This is a genomic window from Jeotgalibacillus proteolyticus (genome assembly GCF_002926065.1).
GTDB classification, from domain to species: domain Bacteria; phylum Bacillota; class Bacilli; order Bacillales; family Jeotgalibacillaceae; genus Jeotgalibacillus; species Jeotgalibacillus proteolyticus.
Window position 1 is genome coordinate 224,945 of sequence record NZ_PREZ01000001.1, and the last position, 17,655, is coordinate 242,599.

The 17,655-nt window shown below is 41.8% G+C and carries 15 protein-coding genes; all 15 read right to left on the reverse strand.

Going from position 1 to position 17,655, the window contains the following annotated elements; genetic code table 11:
* Positions 1-8: 8 nt before the first annotated feature.
* The 15 genes from nusA to C4B60_RS01265 all read right to left on the reverse strand — a co-directional run bounded on the left by nusA (position 9) and on the right by C4B60_RS01265 (position 17,618).
* A complete protein-coding gene (gene nusA / locus C4B60_RS01195) occupies positions 9-1,133 on the reverse strand; it encodes a transcription termination factor NusA (RefSeq protein WP_104055903.1) in 1,125 nt (374 codons plus the stop codon).
* A gap of 34 nt (positions 1,134-1,167) precedes the next feature.
* Positions 1,168-1,638 carry a ribosome maturation factor RimP gene (gene rimP, locus C4B60_RS01200; RefSeq protein ID WP_104055905.1) on the reverse strand — a complete coding sequence of 157 codons (471 nt, stop codon included), beginning with the start codon at positions 1,636-1,638 and terminating at the stop codon, positions 1,168-1,170.
* A 136-nt stretch (positions 1,639-1,774) separates the two neighbouring features.
* The gene (locus C4B60_RS01205) at positions 1,775-6,094 is read right to left on the reverse strand and encodes a PolC-type DNA polymerase III (RefSeq protein ID WP_104055907.1); all 4,320 of its coding nucleotides are present in this window, start codon (positions 6,092-6,094) and stop codon (positions 1,775-1,777) included.
* 65 nt (positions 6,095-6,159) lie between these two features.
* Complete coding sequence (locus tag C4B60_RS01210; RefSeq protein WP_104055909.1) at positions 6,160-7,875, reverse strand: proline--tRNA ligase; 1,716 nt, start codon at positions 7,873-7,875, stop codon at positions 6,160-6,162.
* Between the two features lie 20 nt (positions 7,876-7,895).
* Positions 7,896-9,155, reverse strand: a complete 1,260-nt coding sequence (rseP, locus tag C4B60_RS01215; protein ID WP_104055911.1) for an RIP metalloprotease RseP — start codon at positions 9,153-9,155, stop codon at positions 7,896-7,898.
* Positions 9,156-9,237: 82 nt separating this feature from the next.
* Positions 9,238-10,386 (reverse strand): 1-deoxy-D-xylulose-5-phosphate reductoisomerase, encoded by a 1,149-nt coding sequence (gene dxr, locus C4B60_RS01220; protein ID WP_104055913.1) that lies wholly within the window; start codon positions 10,384-10,386, stop codon positions 9,238-9,240.
* A gap of 15 nt (positions 10,387-10,401) precedes the next feature.
* Entirely contained in the window at positions 10,402-11,190 is a 789-nt protein-coding gene (locus tag C4B60_RS01225) for a phosphatidate cytidylyltransferase (RefSeq protein ID WP_104055915.1), read from the reverse strand.
* Positions 11,190-11,981 carry an undecaprenyl pyrophosphate synthase gene (locus C4B60_RS01230; protein WP_104055917.1) on the reverse strand — a complete coding sequence of 264 codons (792 nt, stop codon included), beginning with the start codon at positions 11,979-11,981 and terminating at the stop codon, positions 11,190-11,192. Before C4B60_RS01230 ends, C4B60_RS01225 begins: the two co-directional genes overlap by 1 nt.
* A gap of 184 nt (positions 11,982-12,165) precedes the next feature.
* Positions 12,166-12,723, reverse strand: coding sequence for a ribosome recycling factor (frr, locus tag C4B60_RS01235; RefSeq protein WP_104055919.1), 558 nt, complete (start codon positions 12,721-12,723; stop codon positions 12,166-12,168).
* Complete coding sequence (pyrH, locus tag C4B60_RS01240) at positions 12,723-13,448, reverse strand: UMP kinase (protein ID WP_104055921.1); 726 nt, start codon at positions 13,446-13,448, stop codon at positions 12,723-12,725. Before pyrH ends, frr begins: the two co-directional genes overlap by 1 nt.
* 85 nt (positions 13,449-13,533) lie before the next feature.
* On the reverse strand, positions 13,534-14,415 hold the full coding sequence (gene tsf, locus C4B60_RS01245) for a translation elongation factor Ts (RefSeq protein ID WP_104055923.1): 882 nt from the start codon (positions 14,413-14,415) through the stop codon (positions 13,534-13,536).
* Between the two features lie 93 nt (positions 14,416-14,508).
* Positions 14,509-15,225 (reverse strand): 30S ribosomal protein S2, encoded by a 717-nt coding sequence (rpsB, locus tag C4B60_RS01250; protein WP_104055925.1) that lies wholly within the window; start codon positions 15,223-15,225, stop codon positions 14,509-14,511.
* Between the two features lie 155 nt (positions 15,226-15,380).
* Positions 15,381-15,869, reverse strand: a complete 489-nt coding sequence (locus C4B60_RS01255; RefSeq protein ID WP_104055927.1) for a DUF6115 domain-containing protein — start codon at positions 15,867-15,869, stop codon at positions 15,381-15,383.
* 33 nt (positions 15,870-15,902) lie between these two features.
* Entirely contained in the window at positions 15,903-16,676 is a 774-nt protein-coding gene (locus C4B60_RS01260) for a FliA/WhiG family RNA polymerase sigma factor (RefSeq protein WP_104055929.1), read from the reverse strand.
* A 48-nt stretch (positions 16,677-16,724) separates the two neighbouring features.
* Positions 16,725-17,618, reverse strand: a complete 894-nt coding sequence (locus tag C4B60_RS01265) for a chemotaxis protein CheA (protein WP_135122085.1) — start codon at positions 17,616-17,618, stop codon at positions 16,725-16,727.
* Between the last annotated feature and the right edge of the window lie 37 nt (positions 17,619-17,655).

The following is a 17,655-nucleotide window of genomic DNA, read 5'->3' on the forward strand; positions in this document are numbered from 1 at the left end:
TGTCCCCCTTATTCGATATCATCGTCCGAATAGGTAAAGGATTGATCCATTTCTTCATCGGTAAATAAAGGCTGGTCATCACGCGGATAAATTCCCATTTCGCGCGCATCCGTTTCGCTTTTAATATCAATTTTCCAGCCGGTAAGCTTAGCAGCCAGACGGGCATTTTGACCGCGTTTTCCAATGGCCAGAGAAAGCTGATAGTCAGGAACTACAACGGTTGTTGCCTTGTCCTCTTCCTTTACCTGTACATCCACGACTTTAGAAGGGCTGAGCGCATTCGCAACGAAAATCGTCGGATCTTCCGACCATTGAACGATATCGATTTTCTCGCCTTTAAGTTCATTCACGATCGCCTGGACGCGTGTGCCTTTAGAGCCAACACATGCGCCAACCGGATCGATCTCACTATTTTCTGTATGTACAGAAATTTTCGAACGGTCTCCCGCTTCACGTGATACCGATTTAATTTCAACTGTGCCATCAAATATTTCCGGCACTTCCACTTCAAACAAACGCTTCAATAAACCCGGATGAGTTCTTGAAACAAAAATCTGAGGTCCTTTTGTCGTACGTTCTACCTTAGTAATGTAGACTTTAATACGGTCGTGAGGTTTGTAGGATTCATTGGGCATTTGCTCATTGAGAGGAAGAAGTGCTTCAATTTTGCCTAAAGCAACATAAATAAAGCGATGGTCCTGACGCTGAACAATCCCAGTCATAATGTCATCTTCTCTGTCCACAAATTCCGTGTAAATGATCCCCCGCTCTGCTTCACGCACCCTTTGTGTTACAACCTGTTTGGCTGTCTGAGCTGCAATGCGTCCAAAATTACGCGGTGTTACTTCGAGCTCCAAAATATCGCCAACCTCAAAAGCCGGGTCTTTTTCCTGTGCATCTTCTATGGAGATTTCAAGTCTTGAATCAAATACCTCATCAACCACTTCTTTTCTTGCAAATACTCTCATAGAGCCATTATCCAGGTTAAGATCAACCCGAACGTTTTGAGCCTGGTTAAAGTTTCTCTTATAGGCAGAAACCAATGCAGCTTCAATCGCATCAATTAAAACTGCACGATCAATTCCTTTTTCTTTTTCAAGAAATACAAGAGCATCTAATAATTCCGTACTCATTAATTTCTCATCTCCCTTCAAGCCCCTTCATTAATTAAGAAAAGGAAACAGCAAGTCTGGCTTTTGCAACTTTTTCTTTTGGGATTGTTATTGTTTTCTTTCGTGTTTTAATCATGACGTCAACCGTAAGAGCTGAACCGTCATAGGAGGCAAGTACCCCTTCAATTTCTTTAAGTCCGTCAATTGGTTCATAGGTTTTAACATGAACATTTTTCCCTATTGCTCTTTCAAAGTCTTTCTCCTTTTTTAAAGGCCGTTCGGCTCCTGGAGAAGAGACTTCCAAAAAGTAGTTTTGCTGAATCGGATCGAGCTCATCCAGCTTCTCGCTGAGCTTTTCGCTGACCTGGCCGCATTCCTCGATATCAACGCCGGCTTCCTTATCTATATAAAGGCGCAGAAACCAATTGGAGCCTTCTTTTACGAATTCAACATCAACAAGTTCAAGGTTCATATCTTCCAGAATAGGGGTTGCCAATTGCTCTGTAAGTTCAGTAATTTTACTCATCCGTTTCCTCCATTATTCTTTGAAAAATGTCTGAAACAACACAAAAGAGCGGGCGGCACCCACTCTTTCGACGTCAGAGTTATCAGTAGTATTTCCAAAAGTATAATACCATATATTGCGCACTGTTGCAAATGGATCAGAACAGGGACAGCTGGTTCTGATCAGGCAATCCCTCAAGGCAGCCCTGTGAGTCCAGATACTCAATAATGGTCTTAGATACTTTTCCTCTTTTTTGGAGATCTTCCTTAGAAAGAAATTCTCCATTTTTCCTTGCAGCGACAATGTTTAGCGCTGCATTCGTTCCAAGTCCGGGAATTGCATTAAATGGAGGTATAAGCGTGTTTCCTTCAATGATAAAGTTTTTTGCATCGGATTTATATAAATCCACCTGCTTAAAGGAAAAGCCGCGCTCAACCATTTCAAGGCAAAGCTCTAGAACGGTCAGACTGCTTTTTTCTTTCGGTGAGGCATCGAGTCCTTTAGCATTGATTTCATCTATTTTGGATCTGATCGCCTGAGATCCGGCAGCCATTGCCTCAAGATCAAAATCCTCAGCTCTGACTGTAAAGTAAGCAGCGTAATAAAGGATTGGGTGATGAACCTTAAAGTAGGCAATACGCACAGCCATTAAAACATATGCTGCAGCATGGGCTTTTGGAAACATGTATTTTATCTTTTTACACGAGTCAATATACCAGTCTGGAACATTATTTTTCTTCATTTCCTCTTCCCACTCAGGCGTAAGCCCTTTACCTTTACGAACAAATTCCATAATTTTAAATGCAAGAGAAGGCTCAAGTCCCTGGTAAATGAGATAGACCATGATATCATCCCGGCACCCGATTACATCTGACAATTCACAAATACCGTTATGAATCAGTTCCTGCGCATTGCCAAGCCAAACATCTGTCCCGTGTGATAATCCTGAAATCTGAACAAGTTCAGAAAAAGTAGTCGGCTTCGTATCTTCAAGCATCTGGCGCACAAATCTTGTACCAAATTCAGGAATTCCAAGCGTTCCGGTTTTACACATAATTTGTTCTTCTGTAACGCCAAGTGATTGAGTCCCGCTGAAGATTTTCATTACTTCAGGATCGTCTGTCGGGATAGTTTTTGGATCGATGCCTGATAAATCCTGCAGCATTCTGATCACTGTCGGATCATCATGACCTAAAATATCGAGCTTTAATAAATTGTCGTGAATCGAATGAAAGTCAAAGTGCGTTGTTTTCCATTCAGACTCACTATCATTTGCCGGAAACTGTATTGGTGAGAAATCATAGATATCCATATAATCCGGAACAACAATAATTCCTCCGGGATGCTGTCCGGTTGTCCGTTTTACACCGGTACATCCCTGTGCCAGTCTTTCAACCTCTGCTCCCCGGTAGTGAAGATTACGATCTCCTGCGTAGCCCTTAACGTATCCAAATGCGGTTTTATCGGCTACCGTTCCTATAGTTCCTGCGCGATATACATAGTCTTCCCCAAACAGCTCCTTGGTGTAGTTATGCGCTACCGGCTGGTATTCACCGCTAAAGTTCAAATCAATGTCGGGAACCTTATCTCCTTTAAAGCCAAGGAAGGTTTCAAAGGGGATATCCTGACCGTCCTTAATGAGCGGAATTCCGCATTCAGAACAGTCTTTATCCTCCAGGTCAAAGCCTGAGCTGACAGAACCATCATCAAAGAATTCCGATTTTTTGCATTCAGGACAGACGTAATGAGGCGGCAGCGGATTAACCTCAGTAATCTCCGTCATTGTCGCAACAAATGATGAGCCAACTGAGCCCCGGGACCCTACCAGATATCCATCGATCAATGATTTTTTAACAAGTTTATGAGAAATTAAATAAATAACAGCAAATCCATGCCCGATGATGCTTTTGAGTTCTTTTTCAAGCCTGGCTTCCACTATTTCAGGAAGCTCCGGGCCATAAATGCTCCGGGCCATAGAGTAGCTCATATTCCGCATTTCTTCATCTGCCCCTTCAATTTTCGGGGTGTAAAGATCATCTTTTATCGGTTTAAGATCCTCTATAAGTCCTGCAATCTTATTGGAGTTTTCCACAACGAGCTCTTTTGCTTTTTTCTCACCGAGAAATGCAAACTCCTCAAGCATTTCATTTGTGGTTCTGAAATGGACATCCGGGAGTTCATGACGATTCAGCGGATTTGCTCCTCCCATGGACGAAATGAGAATTTTCCGGTACACCTTGTCATTCGGGTTCAGATAATGAACATTCCCAGTCGCTACAGCAGGCAGATTCAGCTTGTCCGCCATATCAGAGACCTTCTTCATAATCTCTTCAAGATTTTTTTCATCGCGTATTAATTCAAGTTCGATTAAATGCTTATAAGCAGCCTTAGGATGCAGCTCAATATAATCATAGAAGGAAGCAACGTCCTCCACTTCTTCAGGCGATTTTTGCATCATCCCTTCGAATACTTCACCCTTATCACAGCCGGAACCAATCAAAATTCCATCGCGGTGCTTTTGCAATACAGAGCGCGGAATTCTGGGCACCCGGTAAAAATATTCTAAATGAGCAATCGAAACGAGCTTAAAGAGATTTTTTAAGCCGGTCTGAGTTGAAGCAAGCAATGTGACATGATTAGGCCGTGCCCGCTTATAAGCGTCCCCTGCTCCCATGTAGTCATTCAGCTGGTTGTGGTTAAAGATACTTCTTTCCTGTGCTTTTTTAAGCATTTTCACAAGGATATAGCCAGTTGCTTCAGCATCATAAATGGCACGGTGATGCTGGGTTAATTCCACATCGAATTTTTTCGCCAATGTGTTTAGCCGGTGATTTTTCATTTCCGGATGTAAAAATCTCGCCAGCTCCAGCGTATCGATTACAGGATTAGCTGCTTTGCCAAGACCGATTCTACGGTAGCCGACATTTAAAAATCCCATATCAAATGAGGCGTTATGAGCAACTAATATGTCGTCTTTTGCCCATTCGTGAAAATCCCTTAAGACGTCTTCAATTTCAGGCGCATCCCTGACCATATCATCCGTTATACCAGTCAGATTAATCGTCGTAGCTGATAGCGGATGGTGCGGGTTTGCAAAGCGTTCAAAGGTGTCAACAATTTCACCGCCGTGTATTTTGACTGCAGCCAGCTCAATGATTTTATCGTAAACAGCAGAGAGTCCTGTTGTCTCAACGTCAAATACAATATAGTTTGCTTCTTCCAATGAACGGTCAGCCGTATTATAAGCAATAGGAACACCGTCATCTACAAGATTGGCTTCCACTCCATATATAATTTTAATACCGTTTTTTTGTCCGGCAGCGTAAGCCTCAGGGAAAGATTGAGCCACTGCATGATCAGTAATCGCAATCGCTTCGTGTCCCCATTTTTTTGCTTGGGAAACAAGAGCAGATACGGACGATACCGCATCCATCTGGCTCATTGGTGTATGCAGATGAAGCTCAACTCTTTTCTCGCCTTCTTTAGCTGTATCCTGTCTTAGATCTGGTTGAATCTCCATGACATCAGAGGCAATCATAACGAGGTCCCGTACAAAGGTATCATTTTGAATCGATCCTTTTGCCCGGACCCACATGCCTTTTTTAACCGTATGCATAATAGCAGCGTCCTCTTTGTCACGAGAGAACATTTTGACCAAAATAGAGTCTGTATAATCCGTAACTTTAAAGGTTAAAAGTGATCTGCCGCTGCGCAGTTCTTTTACTTCTGCATCAAATATCAGGCCTTGAATGGCAATCTTTCTTTCTTCATCCTGGATTGTACGGATTTCAACCGGTTCATCAGGTTTAATAGAGTATCCGATTGATAAAGGACCACTTGGAGCTTCCCCTTGAGCTTTGGCATCCTCCATCTTCTGCCTTTCAATAATTGCCTGTTTTGCCCATTCCTCTTCTTCTTTCTTCTTGGACTCTACAAACGCATCGTATTCGGCAGTAGATTGGTTTTGGTTTACCTCAGTTTGAAGGGATAAGCTTGGAAATCCCCATTTCGAGAACGCCTGGCAAAGAATGTCCGCATATTTATTTTTAATTTGCATGCCTTCTGTCTCGTTTGAAACATTCACGACAAGCCGATTTCCGTTGACCACCGGCATTTGATTGGATAGAAGCTTAAGCAATGGAGGAGCGATGCCTTGAAGTTCTTCTAAACAGACAGACCAGTAATCCACGATGTGATCTTCTGTAAACTGTTCACCTGAAATAGAGATAGAAAAATCCACCTGAGCAATATGCTGAAAAGACTGTGAAATCCTCTTTGTAAATTCTTTCATAACCGAACAAGGAATAACGTTGTAAAATTTAAAATAGAAATGCCATTTCTTTGTTCCTTTATGTACAGATAAGCGGTCAATTTCAGCCTCTTCAAAAAAACGGACGAATTCATCATCTGTCAGCTCCAGCTGCTGGAGCAGTAATCTAAACTTTTCTTTTTTGGATAGATCGGTTGATTGGTTCATTTTTCCCCCTAACCAGACAGAAAGGCCGGCACCGTTGCGCCAGCCTAATGTCGTCTGTCATTTGCTTATATATTCGACAGCTGCCGGAAAATATCCTGTAATTTATCTGTCAGCTCTTCTTTTTGGACCTCATGGACTTCACCCGTTTTGCGGATTTTCACTTCAACAATTCCCTCAGAAGCTCTTTTTCCTACAGTAATGCGAACAGGCAGGCCTATTAAATCTGAATCTGCAAATTTAACGCCTGCTCTTTCCGGGCGGTTATCAAGTAATACCTGGTATCTGTAATCCTTAAGCAGTTTGTAAAGCTCTTCTGCTACTTGTGATTGAAGTTCATCTTTCATATTAACAGCAATAACGTGCAGGTCATATGGCGCAATATTAACTGGCCATGTTAATCCTTTATCATCATTAAACTGCTCAGCAATCGCTGCAACGGTTCTTGAAACCCCAATACCATAGCAGCCCATGATCATCGGTGTAGCACGCCCATTTTCATCGAGAACAGTAGCATTTAACGGCTCACTGTATACGGTTCCGAGTTTAAAGACATGGCCCACTTCAATGCCTTTTGCAAACTGAATAGTACCGTTGCCATCCGGAGAAGGGTCTCCCTCAACAACAAAGCGCAGATCCTCAAATTGACTGATTGAAAAATCCCGATTAAGCTTCGCGTGTTTATAATGTACGCCTTCCTTATTGGCGCCAATTATTAGGTCTCCCATGCTTTTAACGGCATGGTCAGCGATTATTGTGATATCTTCAGAAACCCCCACTGGACCAATTGAGCCAGCAGCGGCAGCTAAATAAGTTGACGTCTCTTCGTGTGTTGCTAGCTCAACTACTTTGGCATTTAACGCACGTTTTACTTTTATTTCATTTACTTCGTGATCCCCTCTTATCAGCACAAGCACGGGTTTTTCATCCGCAATGAACAGCATAGATTTAACCACGTCTGAGGCTGCTACATTTAAAAATGCTGCCACCTCGGTAATGGTCTTTTGATCCGGGGTATCAACTGCCGTCATATCTTTACCACTATGAGCCTGTTCAGGGTAGCTGGTAGTTACAGCGGCCATTTCAAGATTTGCAGCATAATCTGAAGCATCTGAAAAAGCAATGGTATCCTCTCCTATTTCGGAGAGCACCATAAATTCATGATTATCTTTGCCACCGATTGCTCCTGAATCTGCCTGAACTGCTCTGAAATCAAGTCCACAGCGTCTGAAAATATTTGAATAGGCCTGCATCAGCTTTTCATAAGCCTCATCAAGACTTTCTTTATTGCTATGGAATGAATAAGCATCTTTCATCAGAAATTCGCGTCCGCGAAGCAATCCAAATCTCGGACGTTTCTCATCCCTGAATTTAGATTGGATCTGATAAAGTGTCAACGGAAGCTTTTTATAAGAATTTACTTCATCACGAAGCAGGCTTGTGATAATTTCCTCGTGCGTAGCTCCTAATGCGAAAGAGCGGTTATGCCGATCAGTTAAACGCATAAGTTCAGGTCCATATGTGCCCCATCGTCCTGTTGTCTCCCAAAGCTCTGCAGGCTGAAGTGCAGGCATTAATACTTCAACGCCTCCTGCTTCATCCATTTCTTCCCTAATAATCGCTTCCACCTTTTGCAATACTTTTTTCCCTAATGGCAGAAAAGAGTATATACCGCTCGCATTCTGCCGGATAAATCCCGCGCGTAAAAGCAGCTGATGGCTTTTTATATCCGCATCCGCCGGTACTTCACGGAGTGTTGGAATTAATGTTTGACTTTGTTTCATACTTTACACCTCTGCTTCATCTACTGTAGAAAAAATCGTTGTATATCGTTCCATGTAACGACGATCATTAAAAGCATTAATAATGCGAATCCCACAAAATGCACCATGCCTTCTTTTTGACGGTCAATCGGCTTGCCTCGCAAGGCTTCAACACCGAAAAATAACAGTCTGCCACCATCAAGGGCGGGAAGGGGCAACAGGTTCATAATACCGAGATTTATGCTCAGAATCGCTCCCCAGCGCATTAAATAATATATACCTGATTGGGCTACAACCTCAGTTGACTTGTAAATCCCAACCGGACCTGACAGTGCATCGATAGTGAATTGGCCGGTAACCAGCTGACCAAGCAGATCAAAAATTGTCACCGTCCAGAAATAGGTTTGCTCGGCTCCGAACGATAATGCTTTTAAAGGAGATTTTTCGATTGGGCTGTAAACGCCGATAATTCCGATCTCAGCACCTTCAATATCCTGAACTTCAGGTGTCACATTAATAGAAAGTGTTTCTTCTCCGCGCACCACCGTCATCGTAATTTCTTCATTTGGGTGCTGCTGAATAACGGAAGTAAGATCATTCCATGCATCGATTTCCTGACCGTCAATCTGCTGAACACGGTCTCCTTCTAAAAGGCCGGCTTGTGCTGCAGGTCCATTATCAAGCAATTCGCCGAGTTCAGGCTCCTGTGTAGGCACTCCCTGCAATAGCCCAATTACAGCAAATACAATAAAGGCAAGAACAAAATTCATCATAGGCCCGGCAAAGATCGCCATCGCTCGCTGACTTAATTTCTTAGAATTAAATTGTCTGTCCCATGGGGCAATTTGAGATTCTACTCCATCTTCCACAAACACTGCATCTCTTGCAATTTTATAGGTTTGAAGCTGATCTTCCCCTTCTTCATAGCCTTTGATATATAGCTCTTTTTCTATATCAGCTTCGGCTACCTCCACTACCCGAAGATTTGGGTAACGGTCCTTGTTGTTCACAACCATCTTTTGAACAGTCTCATCCTGATTTAAAAGCAGTCCAACTCGGAATCCCGGCTTAAGGTCGACCATTTCAGGATCTTCCCCAGCCATCCTTACATAGCCGCCGATCGGAAGCAGGCGAATAGTATATTGTGTTTCATTTCGTTTAAAAGCAAGGATTTTCGGGCCCATACCAATCGCAAATTCCCGGCATAAAATACCGGCACGCTTTGCAAAAACAAAGTGTCCAAGCTCGTGAAAAAAGACCAGGGCTCCAAAAATAATAATAAATGCGATGACCGTATTCATCGTCACAACCACCTTTTTTTATAATTACCTTCGCAATTCTTAACTCATTGTAGCACGTTCTAAAAAAAGTGAGGTAGTTTTCCTACTTATAGAAGGAAAGAATTTGTGAACGTGTTTCCGAGTCTACTTCCTGAATGGTTTTCAGGTCAGGCTGCTGCTGGCTGGTATGCTCATGCATGGCTTTTTCAATTATCTCTTCGATTTGAAGGAAGAGTATTTTTTCCTCTAAAAACAACTGCACAGCTGCTTCATTTGCGGCATTTAAAACTGCGGGCATTGTGCCTCCGGTTCGCCCGGCTTCATAAGCAAAGCCGAGACAGCGAAAGCGGTCGAAATCCATCTTCTTAAAATGCAGCTTTCCAATGTCTTCAAGTCTTAATCTATCTGCCTGCTTCAGCGTAAAACGGTCAGGGTAGGTCAGTGCATACTGAATCGGCACCCGCATATCCGGTGAGCCGAGCTGGGCTATGACAGAGCTGTCATGAAATTCTACCATTGAATGAATAATACTTTCTTTATGAAGAAGGACATCAATTTTTTCATATGGAAGATCAAAAAGCCAGTGCGCTTCAATAACCTCAAGGCCTTTATTCATCATACTGGCTGAATCTATCGTGATTTTAGCCCCCATGGACCAGTTAGGATGATGTAACGCATCTTTTAACGTTACATCACTTAACTGATCACGTGTACGATCTCTAAAGCTGCCTCCGGAAGCTGTAATGATAAGCCGTTCAATATTTTTTTTATTTTCCCCCTGCAGGGCCTGAAAAATGGCTGAATGCTCACTATCCACAGGAAGCATGGAAACGTTATGCTTTTTTGCTGCTTCCATAACAAGGTGGCCAGCCGTCACTAGCGTTTCCTTGTTGGCGATAGCGATGTTCTTTTTCGCTTCAATTGCCCTCATGGTCGGTTCAAGTCCGACACTGCCGAGCACAGCATTTACCACTGTATCGCTGTCAGGACAAACTGCAACTTCCACTAAACCTGCCTGTCCGTAAACGATTTTTGTGTGGGAAAACCCTTCAGACTTTAACGTTTCCGCATCTTCCTTTAATTGAACCGAAACAAGCTTTGGCTGAAATTCTATAATTGCCTTTCGGGCAAGATTCAGGTTTTTCCCTACAGAAAATGCTGTAAGCTCAAATGATTCCTTATGCTCTCTAAGTATATCGAGAGTCTGCAGTCCAATAGAGCCTGATGCTCCCATTAAGCTAATCTTTTTCAATATGATCCCCCTAACCTAAATCAACTGTAGGATATGCATAAGCGGGAGAACAAATAACAAGCTGTCAAAACGATCTAACAGGCCCCCGTGGCCAGGCAGGATTCTGCCGGAATCTTTTACTCCGTAATGACGCTTTAAAGCAGATTCGACCAGATCTCCTATTTGACCAAATGCTGATAAGATTACAGTTGCAAATAGTAAATACCAAAAATTTGTTTCAAGCGGTACAAGCTGTATAAAAATAATGACGACTACAATAGCAGAAAGTATGCCGCCGACAAAGCCTTCCACCGTTTTATTCGGACTGATATCAGGCCATAATTTTCTTTTACCCATAGATTTACCTATAAAATAAGCTCCCGAGTCAGTTGTCCATATAATTAACAGTGCATAGACAACCCAGAGGATGCTTGCATCTCTGGTTTCAATAAAGTAATAAAAGCCGATGCCGACATAGAGCATCGCAAATACTGCGAATGCAGCGTCATCGAAAGTGAAACGGTTTTTCTTCATAACCGTATACACCAACAGGAGAAGTACAGACAGCAGCGCTGTTTCGATTTTTGAATAATTCAGCTGGTTTAAAATTTCGTAATATTCATTTGGCAGCAAAAAAGTCCAAAGAGTTAAGATAGAAATGGCTCCCGGAATAGAAAACACATTAATCGAACGCATCTTCAGCACTTCGTAAAGAGCTACAGATGCAATCACGTATGTACCGATGATGAAGACAATTCCGCCCACCCATACAACGGGCACAAATAATGCTGCTGCAATAATACCTGTGATCAGCCTTTGTTTCATTATGATTCCTCGCTTTGTAATCCACCAAATCTTCGTGACCGTTTTTGATAAGCCTCAATTGCTTCCACCAGATGCATTTCTGAAAAATCCGGCCATAATACTTCTGTAAACCAGAACTCTGCATAAGCCAGCTGCCAAAGCATAAAGTTGCTTAAGCGAATCTCACCGCTCGTACGGATTAACAAATCAGGGTCTTGCAGATGCCCTGTCATTAACCGGGAAGAAAACATGGTATCATCAATTTCATTGGCACTAAGGCTTCCCTTTTCAACTTCTTCAGCTAAGGACCTTACCGCTGACATAATTTCAGAACGGCTGCCGTAATTAAGAGCAAAATTCAATATTAATCCATCATTGTGAGCTGTTTCGCTCACAGCCTTTTCAACTGCCCTAAGTGTATGGGCAGGCACCTGGGATTTATCTCCCATCATTTGAACTTGAACATTTTCTTCTATCAGCTCAGGAAGGAAGGAACCTAAAAACTCTTCCGGCAGCTTCATCAGATAATCGACTTCCATTTTTGGACGGATCCAATTCTCCGTTGAAAAAGCATAAAGAGTGAGTGCTTTAACACCTAAACGGCTAGCAAGCCGGGTGATAGGACGAACCGCTTTCATCCCTTCATGGTGACCTGCAATTCTAGGCATGGCACGTTTATTGGCCCATCTGCCGTTCCCGTCCATTATAATGGCAATATGATTCGGAATCTGATACTTTAAGCATTCATCGATTCGTTCATCAAGGGTGTCCGGCTCTTTCGTGGACTTCCATAATTTCATTTTATCGAGCATTGTACATCCCCCACACAGTAATTGCATGAATACATGCTTTTCTTATCATATCAAATTTTCTGTAATAAATGTCCACTAAGGGGAAAATCGTATGATAGAATCCTTCATTACCTCCATCATAATCGATTGTTCGGAAAAAAAGAAGAAAACCCCCTAGCAAGTAGAGGGCTTTTTAAAAAACAGCTTACACATCCATAATTTCTTTTTCTTTTGCTTTTGCAAGGCTATCGATTTTTTCGATATGATCATTGGTCATTTCCTGGACATCTTCATTGTAGCCGCGAAGATCATCCTCTGTAATCTCGCTGCTTTTTTCACTCTTCTTTAATTCATCGTTTGCTTCTCTTCGAATGTTTCGAATTGCAACCTTAGCATCTTCAGCTTCTCTTTTCACCTGTTTAGCCAGATCTTTACGGCGTTCCTCAGTTAATGCAGGAATCGTAATGCGGATTAATGATCCATCATTTGAAGGGTTAAGGCCAAGATCAGATTTTTGGATTGCTTTTTCAATCTCACCAAGTGACGTCTTATCATAAGGAGTAATTTGCAATAACCTGGCCTCTGGTACAGTGATTGAAGCAAGCTGATTCACCGGTGTAGGTGCACCATAATAGTCCACAGTTATTTTATCAAGCAAAGAGGCACTGGCACGGCCTGCTCGAATTGAAGCAAGCTCGCGGGAAAAAGCCTGAACGGCTTTCTCCATTTTTTCTTTCGTTTGCGAAATCGTTTGTGTACTCATTAGTTTTTCCCCCTGACAATCGTACCGATTGGTTCACCCAATGCAGCCCGTTTAATATTTCCATTCTCCATAATTGAGAATACTATGAGTGGGATATCGTTGTCCATACATAAGGATGATGCAGTTGAATCCATCACGGCCAATCCGTCTTTTAACACATCAAGGAAACTCAGCTCATTATATTTCACTGCTGTTGAATCTAATTTTGGATCAGCTGAATAAACGCCGTCAACATTATTTTTAGCCATCAAGATGACCTCAGCCTCAATTTCAGCGGCTCTTAGTGCAGCCGTTGTATCAGTAGAGAAATAAGGATTCCCTGTACCTGCAGCGAAAATCACTACACGTTTTTTCTCCAGATGACGGATTGCTTTTCTGCGGATATAAGGCTCAGCTACCTGACGCATTTCAATAGAAGATTGAACGCGGGTCTGTACACCCAGGTTTTCAAGGCTGTCCTGAAGAGCGAGGGAATTCATGACGGTTGCAAGCATTCCCATATAATCAGCAGAAGCACGGTCCATTCCCATTTCACTGCCGATTTTACCTCTCCAGATGTTTCCGCCGCCGACTACTACAGCAACCTCAACGCCAAGATCCGCAAGCTCTTTTACTTGTTCAGCTACTGATTTAATGATTGGCGGGTGAATACCAAAGCCTGTATCACCGGCTAATGCTTCGCCGCTTAATTTTAATACCACTCGATTGTATCTAGATTTACTCATAGTATCCTCCCTTATGGTCCATTTTTTCCAAAAAGAAGGGAACACAAAGTGTCCCCTCATTTAACACCTGTATGGTGCAGTTTTATTATTTTTTAACCTGGCTCATAACTTCATCAGCAAAATTGTCCTGACGCTTTTCAATACCTTCTCCAACTTCATAGCGTACAAAATCAGTTAAAGTAGCATTTTTAGTTTCAAGGAACTGACGAACTTTTTGATCAGGGTCTTTTACAAACGCCTGGTCAAGAATACAGATTTCTTCAAAGTATTTGCCTAGACGGCCTTCAACCATTTTAGCAACGATATTTTCAGGCTTGCCTTCTTCAAGAGCCTGCTTTGTTAATACTTCACGCTCTCTGTCTGCTTCTTCCTGAGAAACCTGATCGCGGGAAACGTATTTAGGGTTAAGTGCAGCTGCATGCATTGCTACATCTTTAGCAGCCTGACCGTCTGTAGTTCCTTCAAGAACCGCAAGAACACCGATTCTTCCACCCATATGAAGATACTCGCCAAAAGAAGCGTTATCGTCTTTTGTGCGGATTGCAAAGCGGCGAAGAGTGATTTTCTCTCCGATTTTGCCCATAGCGCCAGTAATATGGTCATTTACAGAAGAACCATTATCCATTTTAGACTCAAGAGCTTCTTCCAGTGATGCCGGTTTCGTAGCAAGCAGATGAGATGCAATCTCTTTTACAAGAGTTTGGAACCCTTCATTTTTAGCTACGAAGTCTGTTTCTGCATTTACTTCAAGAATTACTGCTTCGTTTCCTTCGCTTAAAATAAATGTAGACCCTTCAGCTGCGATACGGTCAGCTTTTTTAGCTGCTTTTGCAATTCCTTTTTCACGAAGGAAGTCAATTGCCTGGTCCATGTCGCCATTTGTTTCAGTTAACGCTTTTTTGCAGTCCATCATACCTGCACCAGTTTTTTCACGTAGTTCTTTTACCATTTGAGCTGTAATTGCCACGGAAATTCCTCCTTATTGATTCATCGCTATTTTATTAGTTGCTTTAAAAAAGGTGATAAGGGACGATCCCGCTTATCACCTTTGTTTTATCAATTACTCAGCAGCTACTGCTTCTTCCTCTTCTTCTTCAACCTGTTTTGATTCAAGAATCGCATCAGCCATTTTAGAAGTTAAAAGCTTAACAGCACGAATTGCATCGTCATTAGCTGGTATAACATAATCAATTTCATCCGGATCACAGTTAGTGTCAACGATTCCTACGATAGGAATGTTCAATTTACGAGCTTCAGCAACTGCAATACGTTCTTTGCGCGGGTCAATGATGAATAGCGCATCAGGAAGCTTTTGCATGTCTCTGATTCCGCCAAGGAATTTAACAAGGCGCTCATATTCTTTCTTAAGCTGTACAACTTCTTTCTTAGGAAGAACGTCAAATGTTCCGTCCTCTTCCATTTTTTCAATCTTTTTAAGACGATTGATACGAAGTTGAATAGTTCCGAAGTTAGTAAGTGTACCACCTAACCAGCGTTGGTTAATGTAGTGCATTCCAGCACGGCCTGCTTCGTCACGAACAGATTCCTGCGCCTGTTTTTTTGTTCCGACAAAAAGAACTGTACCGCCATTAGCTGATACTTCTTTGACGAATTTGTAAGCTTCCTCTACTTTTTTAACCGTTTTTTGAAGGTCAATGATGTAGATTCCGTTACGCTCTGTGAAAATATACTTTTTCATTTTTGGGTTCCATCTGCGTGTCTGGTGACCGAAGTGAACACCTGCTTCAAGCAATTGCTTCATTGAGATTACTGACATTGTGTTATTTCCTCCTTATGGTTTGTTCTCCTCCGCCACGATCCTTTTTAGTACGAAAACTATCATAAATTGATAGCACCATTTCGCTAAATCACGAAGCGTGTGTATTAACACCGTTAATTACTATACCACAATCATTACCATGCTTCAAGAATTTATTCGGTTTTATTATGGAATTTCACCATTAATTCTATTTCAGTCATACCTTTATTAAGTTTCTTTGCAATTTCAGCAACAGATTTACCTTCACTGAATAATCTTACCGCCTGATCGGATGGGGATTCAGGCGGTTTACTTGTAGCAGGTCCGGCTGTCTTATAGCGGCTGGCTGCGATAAAGCGGGTAGCTTTAATTAGCGGAGCGGAAGCTGCTTCTTCCTGGGACACAGAAGAATCCACCACATCAGGTTCATTTGCCGCCGGCAGCTTCTCCTGTTTGATCAGCTGGAATTTTTTTAAGAATGCCTTATTATCTTCCTTGATTTCGTAGAGATAGCTTGATAAGGTTTGTTCCATTTCTTCTAATGCCTGCTGATGTTTTTCTTCCTTATATATCAGCTTATTTTGTCTCAGATATAATAATAAGATGGATAAGATGGCAATGAGATTTACGACGATCGATAGCACAAATAGAAAAATTAACATAATATCCCCTCTTCATTTAACACTTGATCCCTCTTAAGATTGATAATATTCCGAGGATAGCAGTTTTCTCAGCTTAAATAAGCATTTTGAATGAATCTGACTAATTCTTGATGTCGACAGCCCTAAAACCTCTCCAATTTCAGTAAGCGTAAGCTCTTCACTATAAAATAAACTTAAAACCAGTTGTTCTTTCTCATTTAACTGACTGATTTGAGCTGATAGATCACCAATTAATTCGTTTTTAATGAGCTGCTGTTCAGGGAGCATGCTTTTTGTATCTTTCAAACTGTAAGCAGGCGTATCCGGGTCGGTTTGATCTGAAGACTGTTCCTCTATCGAAAGAATATTCGCATAAAGATGTTCCTGGGTAACCTGATATACCTCTGTTACTTCAATGCCAAGTGCATCTGCCACCTCTTCTGGTCTTGCTTTTCTAAAATGGTTTTGTTCAAGTTCTTCTGCTTTTGCTTCAATCTTTTTCGCTTTCTCTCTAGTGGAACGGGGCAGCCAGTCTTCTTTTCGCAGCCCATCAATAATGGCTCCTCTTATTCTGAAAGAGGCATACGTATCAAATTTAAGATCTCGTGCGGTATCAAATTTTTGAAGAGCATCAAGCAGACCCATTAGCCCCAGGCTTTTTAAATCATCTTTTACTATATTCTTCGGCAGACCGCTGCTAATTCTCTGTACATGGTAATGAACCAGGGACATATACCGTTTTACGAGCATATCTCCTGCATAAGGATCTCTTGTATCTGTCCATAGCTTCCAATAGTGTTTTTCCTGACTTGCAGTCGATTGATTCATGACACCCCTCTTTTGCTGAAAAGATTTTTAACTCTCCGGAGTAAAGCTTCAGGTATTTTTCAATTTTTGTTGACTGATCATTATAGGCAGTTTAATTGAAATAACAGTTCCTTTACCGGCTTCGGACTGAATGCTAATGGAGCCTCCAAATGACTCGATTTTTGTTTTTACCGCATCCAGACCTACCCCTCTGCCGGAAATGGCTGAAATTTCATTCGCAGTAGAAACCCCTGGCTTCATTGTCAGATTGAAGATAAACTGCTCATCAACAGTTTTTAATTGCTTTCCAGAGAGGATTCCAAGTGATATAGCATTGTTAACGACCTTCTTTTTATTAATTCCTGCTCCATCATCCTTAATTTCCACAAAAACATGCTGATTAGTTCTATAAGCTCTAAGCTCTATTTTTCCTTTTTCGCTTTTCCCTCTTTTAATGCGGTTTTCAGGTTTTTCAATCCCGTGATCAACCGCATTTTTAATTAAATGAATCAGCGGTTCACTAATCAGCTCGAGATGAATAGCATCCAGTTCCGTTTCCAGACCTGTTATTTGCACCGTTATTTTTTTATCGGCATTGATGCTTAATTGCCGGATCAATTGTGAAAACAGGTTGGATTCAGCTTCTATCTTCTGACCGGAAATTAATTTTCTTTTCTCATTAGCCATTGCAGCAACTAAGTGTTCAAGATGGCCGGCACTTTGCGTTAGTTTTTTAATAACTTCTTTGGTTACAAGGACTTTTTCACTGCGGATTAATTCTAAAATATCTTCTGCGCTGTGAGCTGTTTTTGTCATTTCGTCGTAGCTCATAGCGGCTGACATCCCTTTTAATGAATGAAAAGAGCGGAAAAGCTCCTCAATTACATTTTGATCATCAGGATTATTCTTAAGCAATGACAATTGCTTTGAACACTGCTGAAGGTAAGAAATACTTTCCTTCATAAAAATTTTTTCGTAGTAATCTTCTTCCAAGCTTCAC

Bases quoted from the DNA above. Each gene is read 5' to 3' on its own strand.
- nusA (WP_104055903.1), bottom strand. From the start codon at position 1,133: ATGAGTACGGAATTATTAGATGCTCTTGTATTTCTTGAAAAAGAAAAA.
- rimP (WP_104055905.1), bottom strand. From the start codon at position 1,638: ATGAGTAAAATTACTGAACTTACAGAGCAATTGGCAACCCCTATTCTG.
- C4B60_RS01205 (WP_104055907.1), bottom strand. From the start codon at position 6,094: ATGAACCAATCAACCGATCTATCCAAAAAAGAAAAGTTTAGATTACTG.
- C4B60_RS01210 (WP_104055909.1), bottom strand. From the start codon at position 7,875: ATGAAACAAAGTCAAACATTAATTCCAACACTCCGTGAAGTACCGGCG.
- rseP (WP_104055911.1), bottom strand. From the start codon at position 9,155: ATGAATACGGTCATCGCATTTATTATTATTTTTGGAGCCCTGGTCTTT.
- C4B60_RS01225 (WP_104055915.1), bottom strand. From the start codon at position 11,190: ATGAAACAAAGGCTGATCACAGGTATTATTGCAGCAGCATTATTTGTG.
- C4B60_RS01230 (WP_104055917.1), bottom strand. From the start codon at position 11,981: ATGCTCGATAAAATGAAATTATGGAAGTCCACGAAAGAGCCGGACACC.
- frr (WP_104055919.1), bottom strand. From the start codon at position 12,723: ATGAGTACACAAACGATTTCGCAAACGAAAGAAAAAATGGAGAAAGCC.
- pyrH (WP_104055921.1), bottom strand. From the start codon at position 13,448: ATGAGTAAATCTAGATACAATCGAGTGGTATTAAAATTAAGCGGCGAA.
- rpsB (WP_104055925.1), bottom strand. From the start codon at position 15,225: ATGTCAGTAATCTCAATGAAGCAATTGCTTGAAGCAGGTGTTCACTTC.
- C4B60_RS01255 (WP_104055927.1), bottom strand. From the start codon at position 15,869: ATGTTAATTTTTCTATTTGTGCTATCGATCGTCGTAAATCTCATTGCC.
- C4B60_RS01260 (WP_104055929.1), bottom strand. From the start codon at position 16,676: ATGAATCAATCGACTGCAAGTCAGGAAAAACACTATTGGAAGCTATGG.
- C4B60_RS01265 (WP_135122085.1), bottom strand. From the start codon at position 17,618: ATGAAGGAAAGTATTTCTTACCTTCAGCAGTGTTCAAAGCAATTGTCA.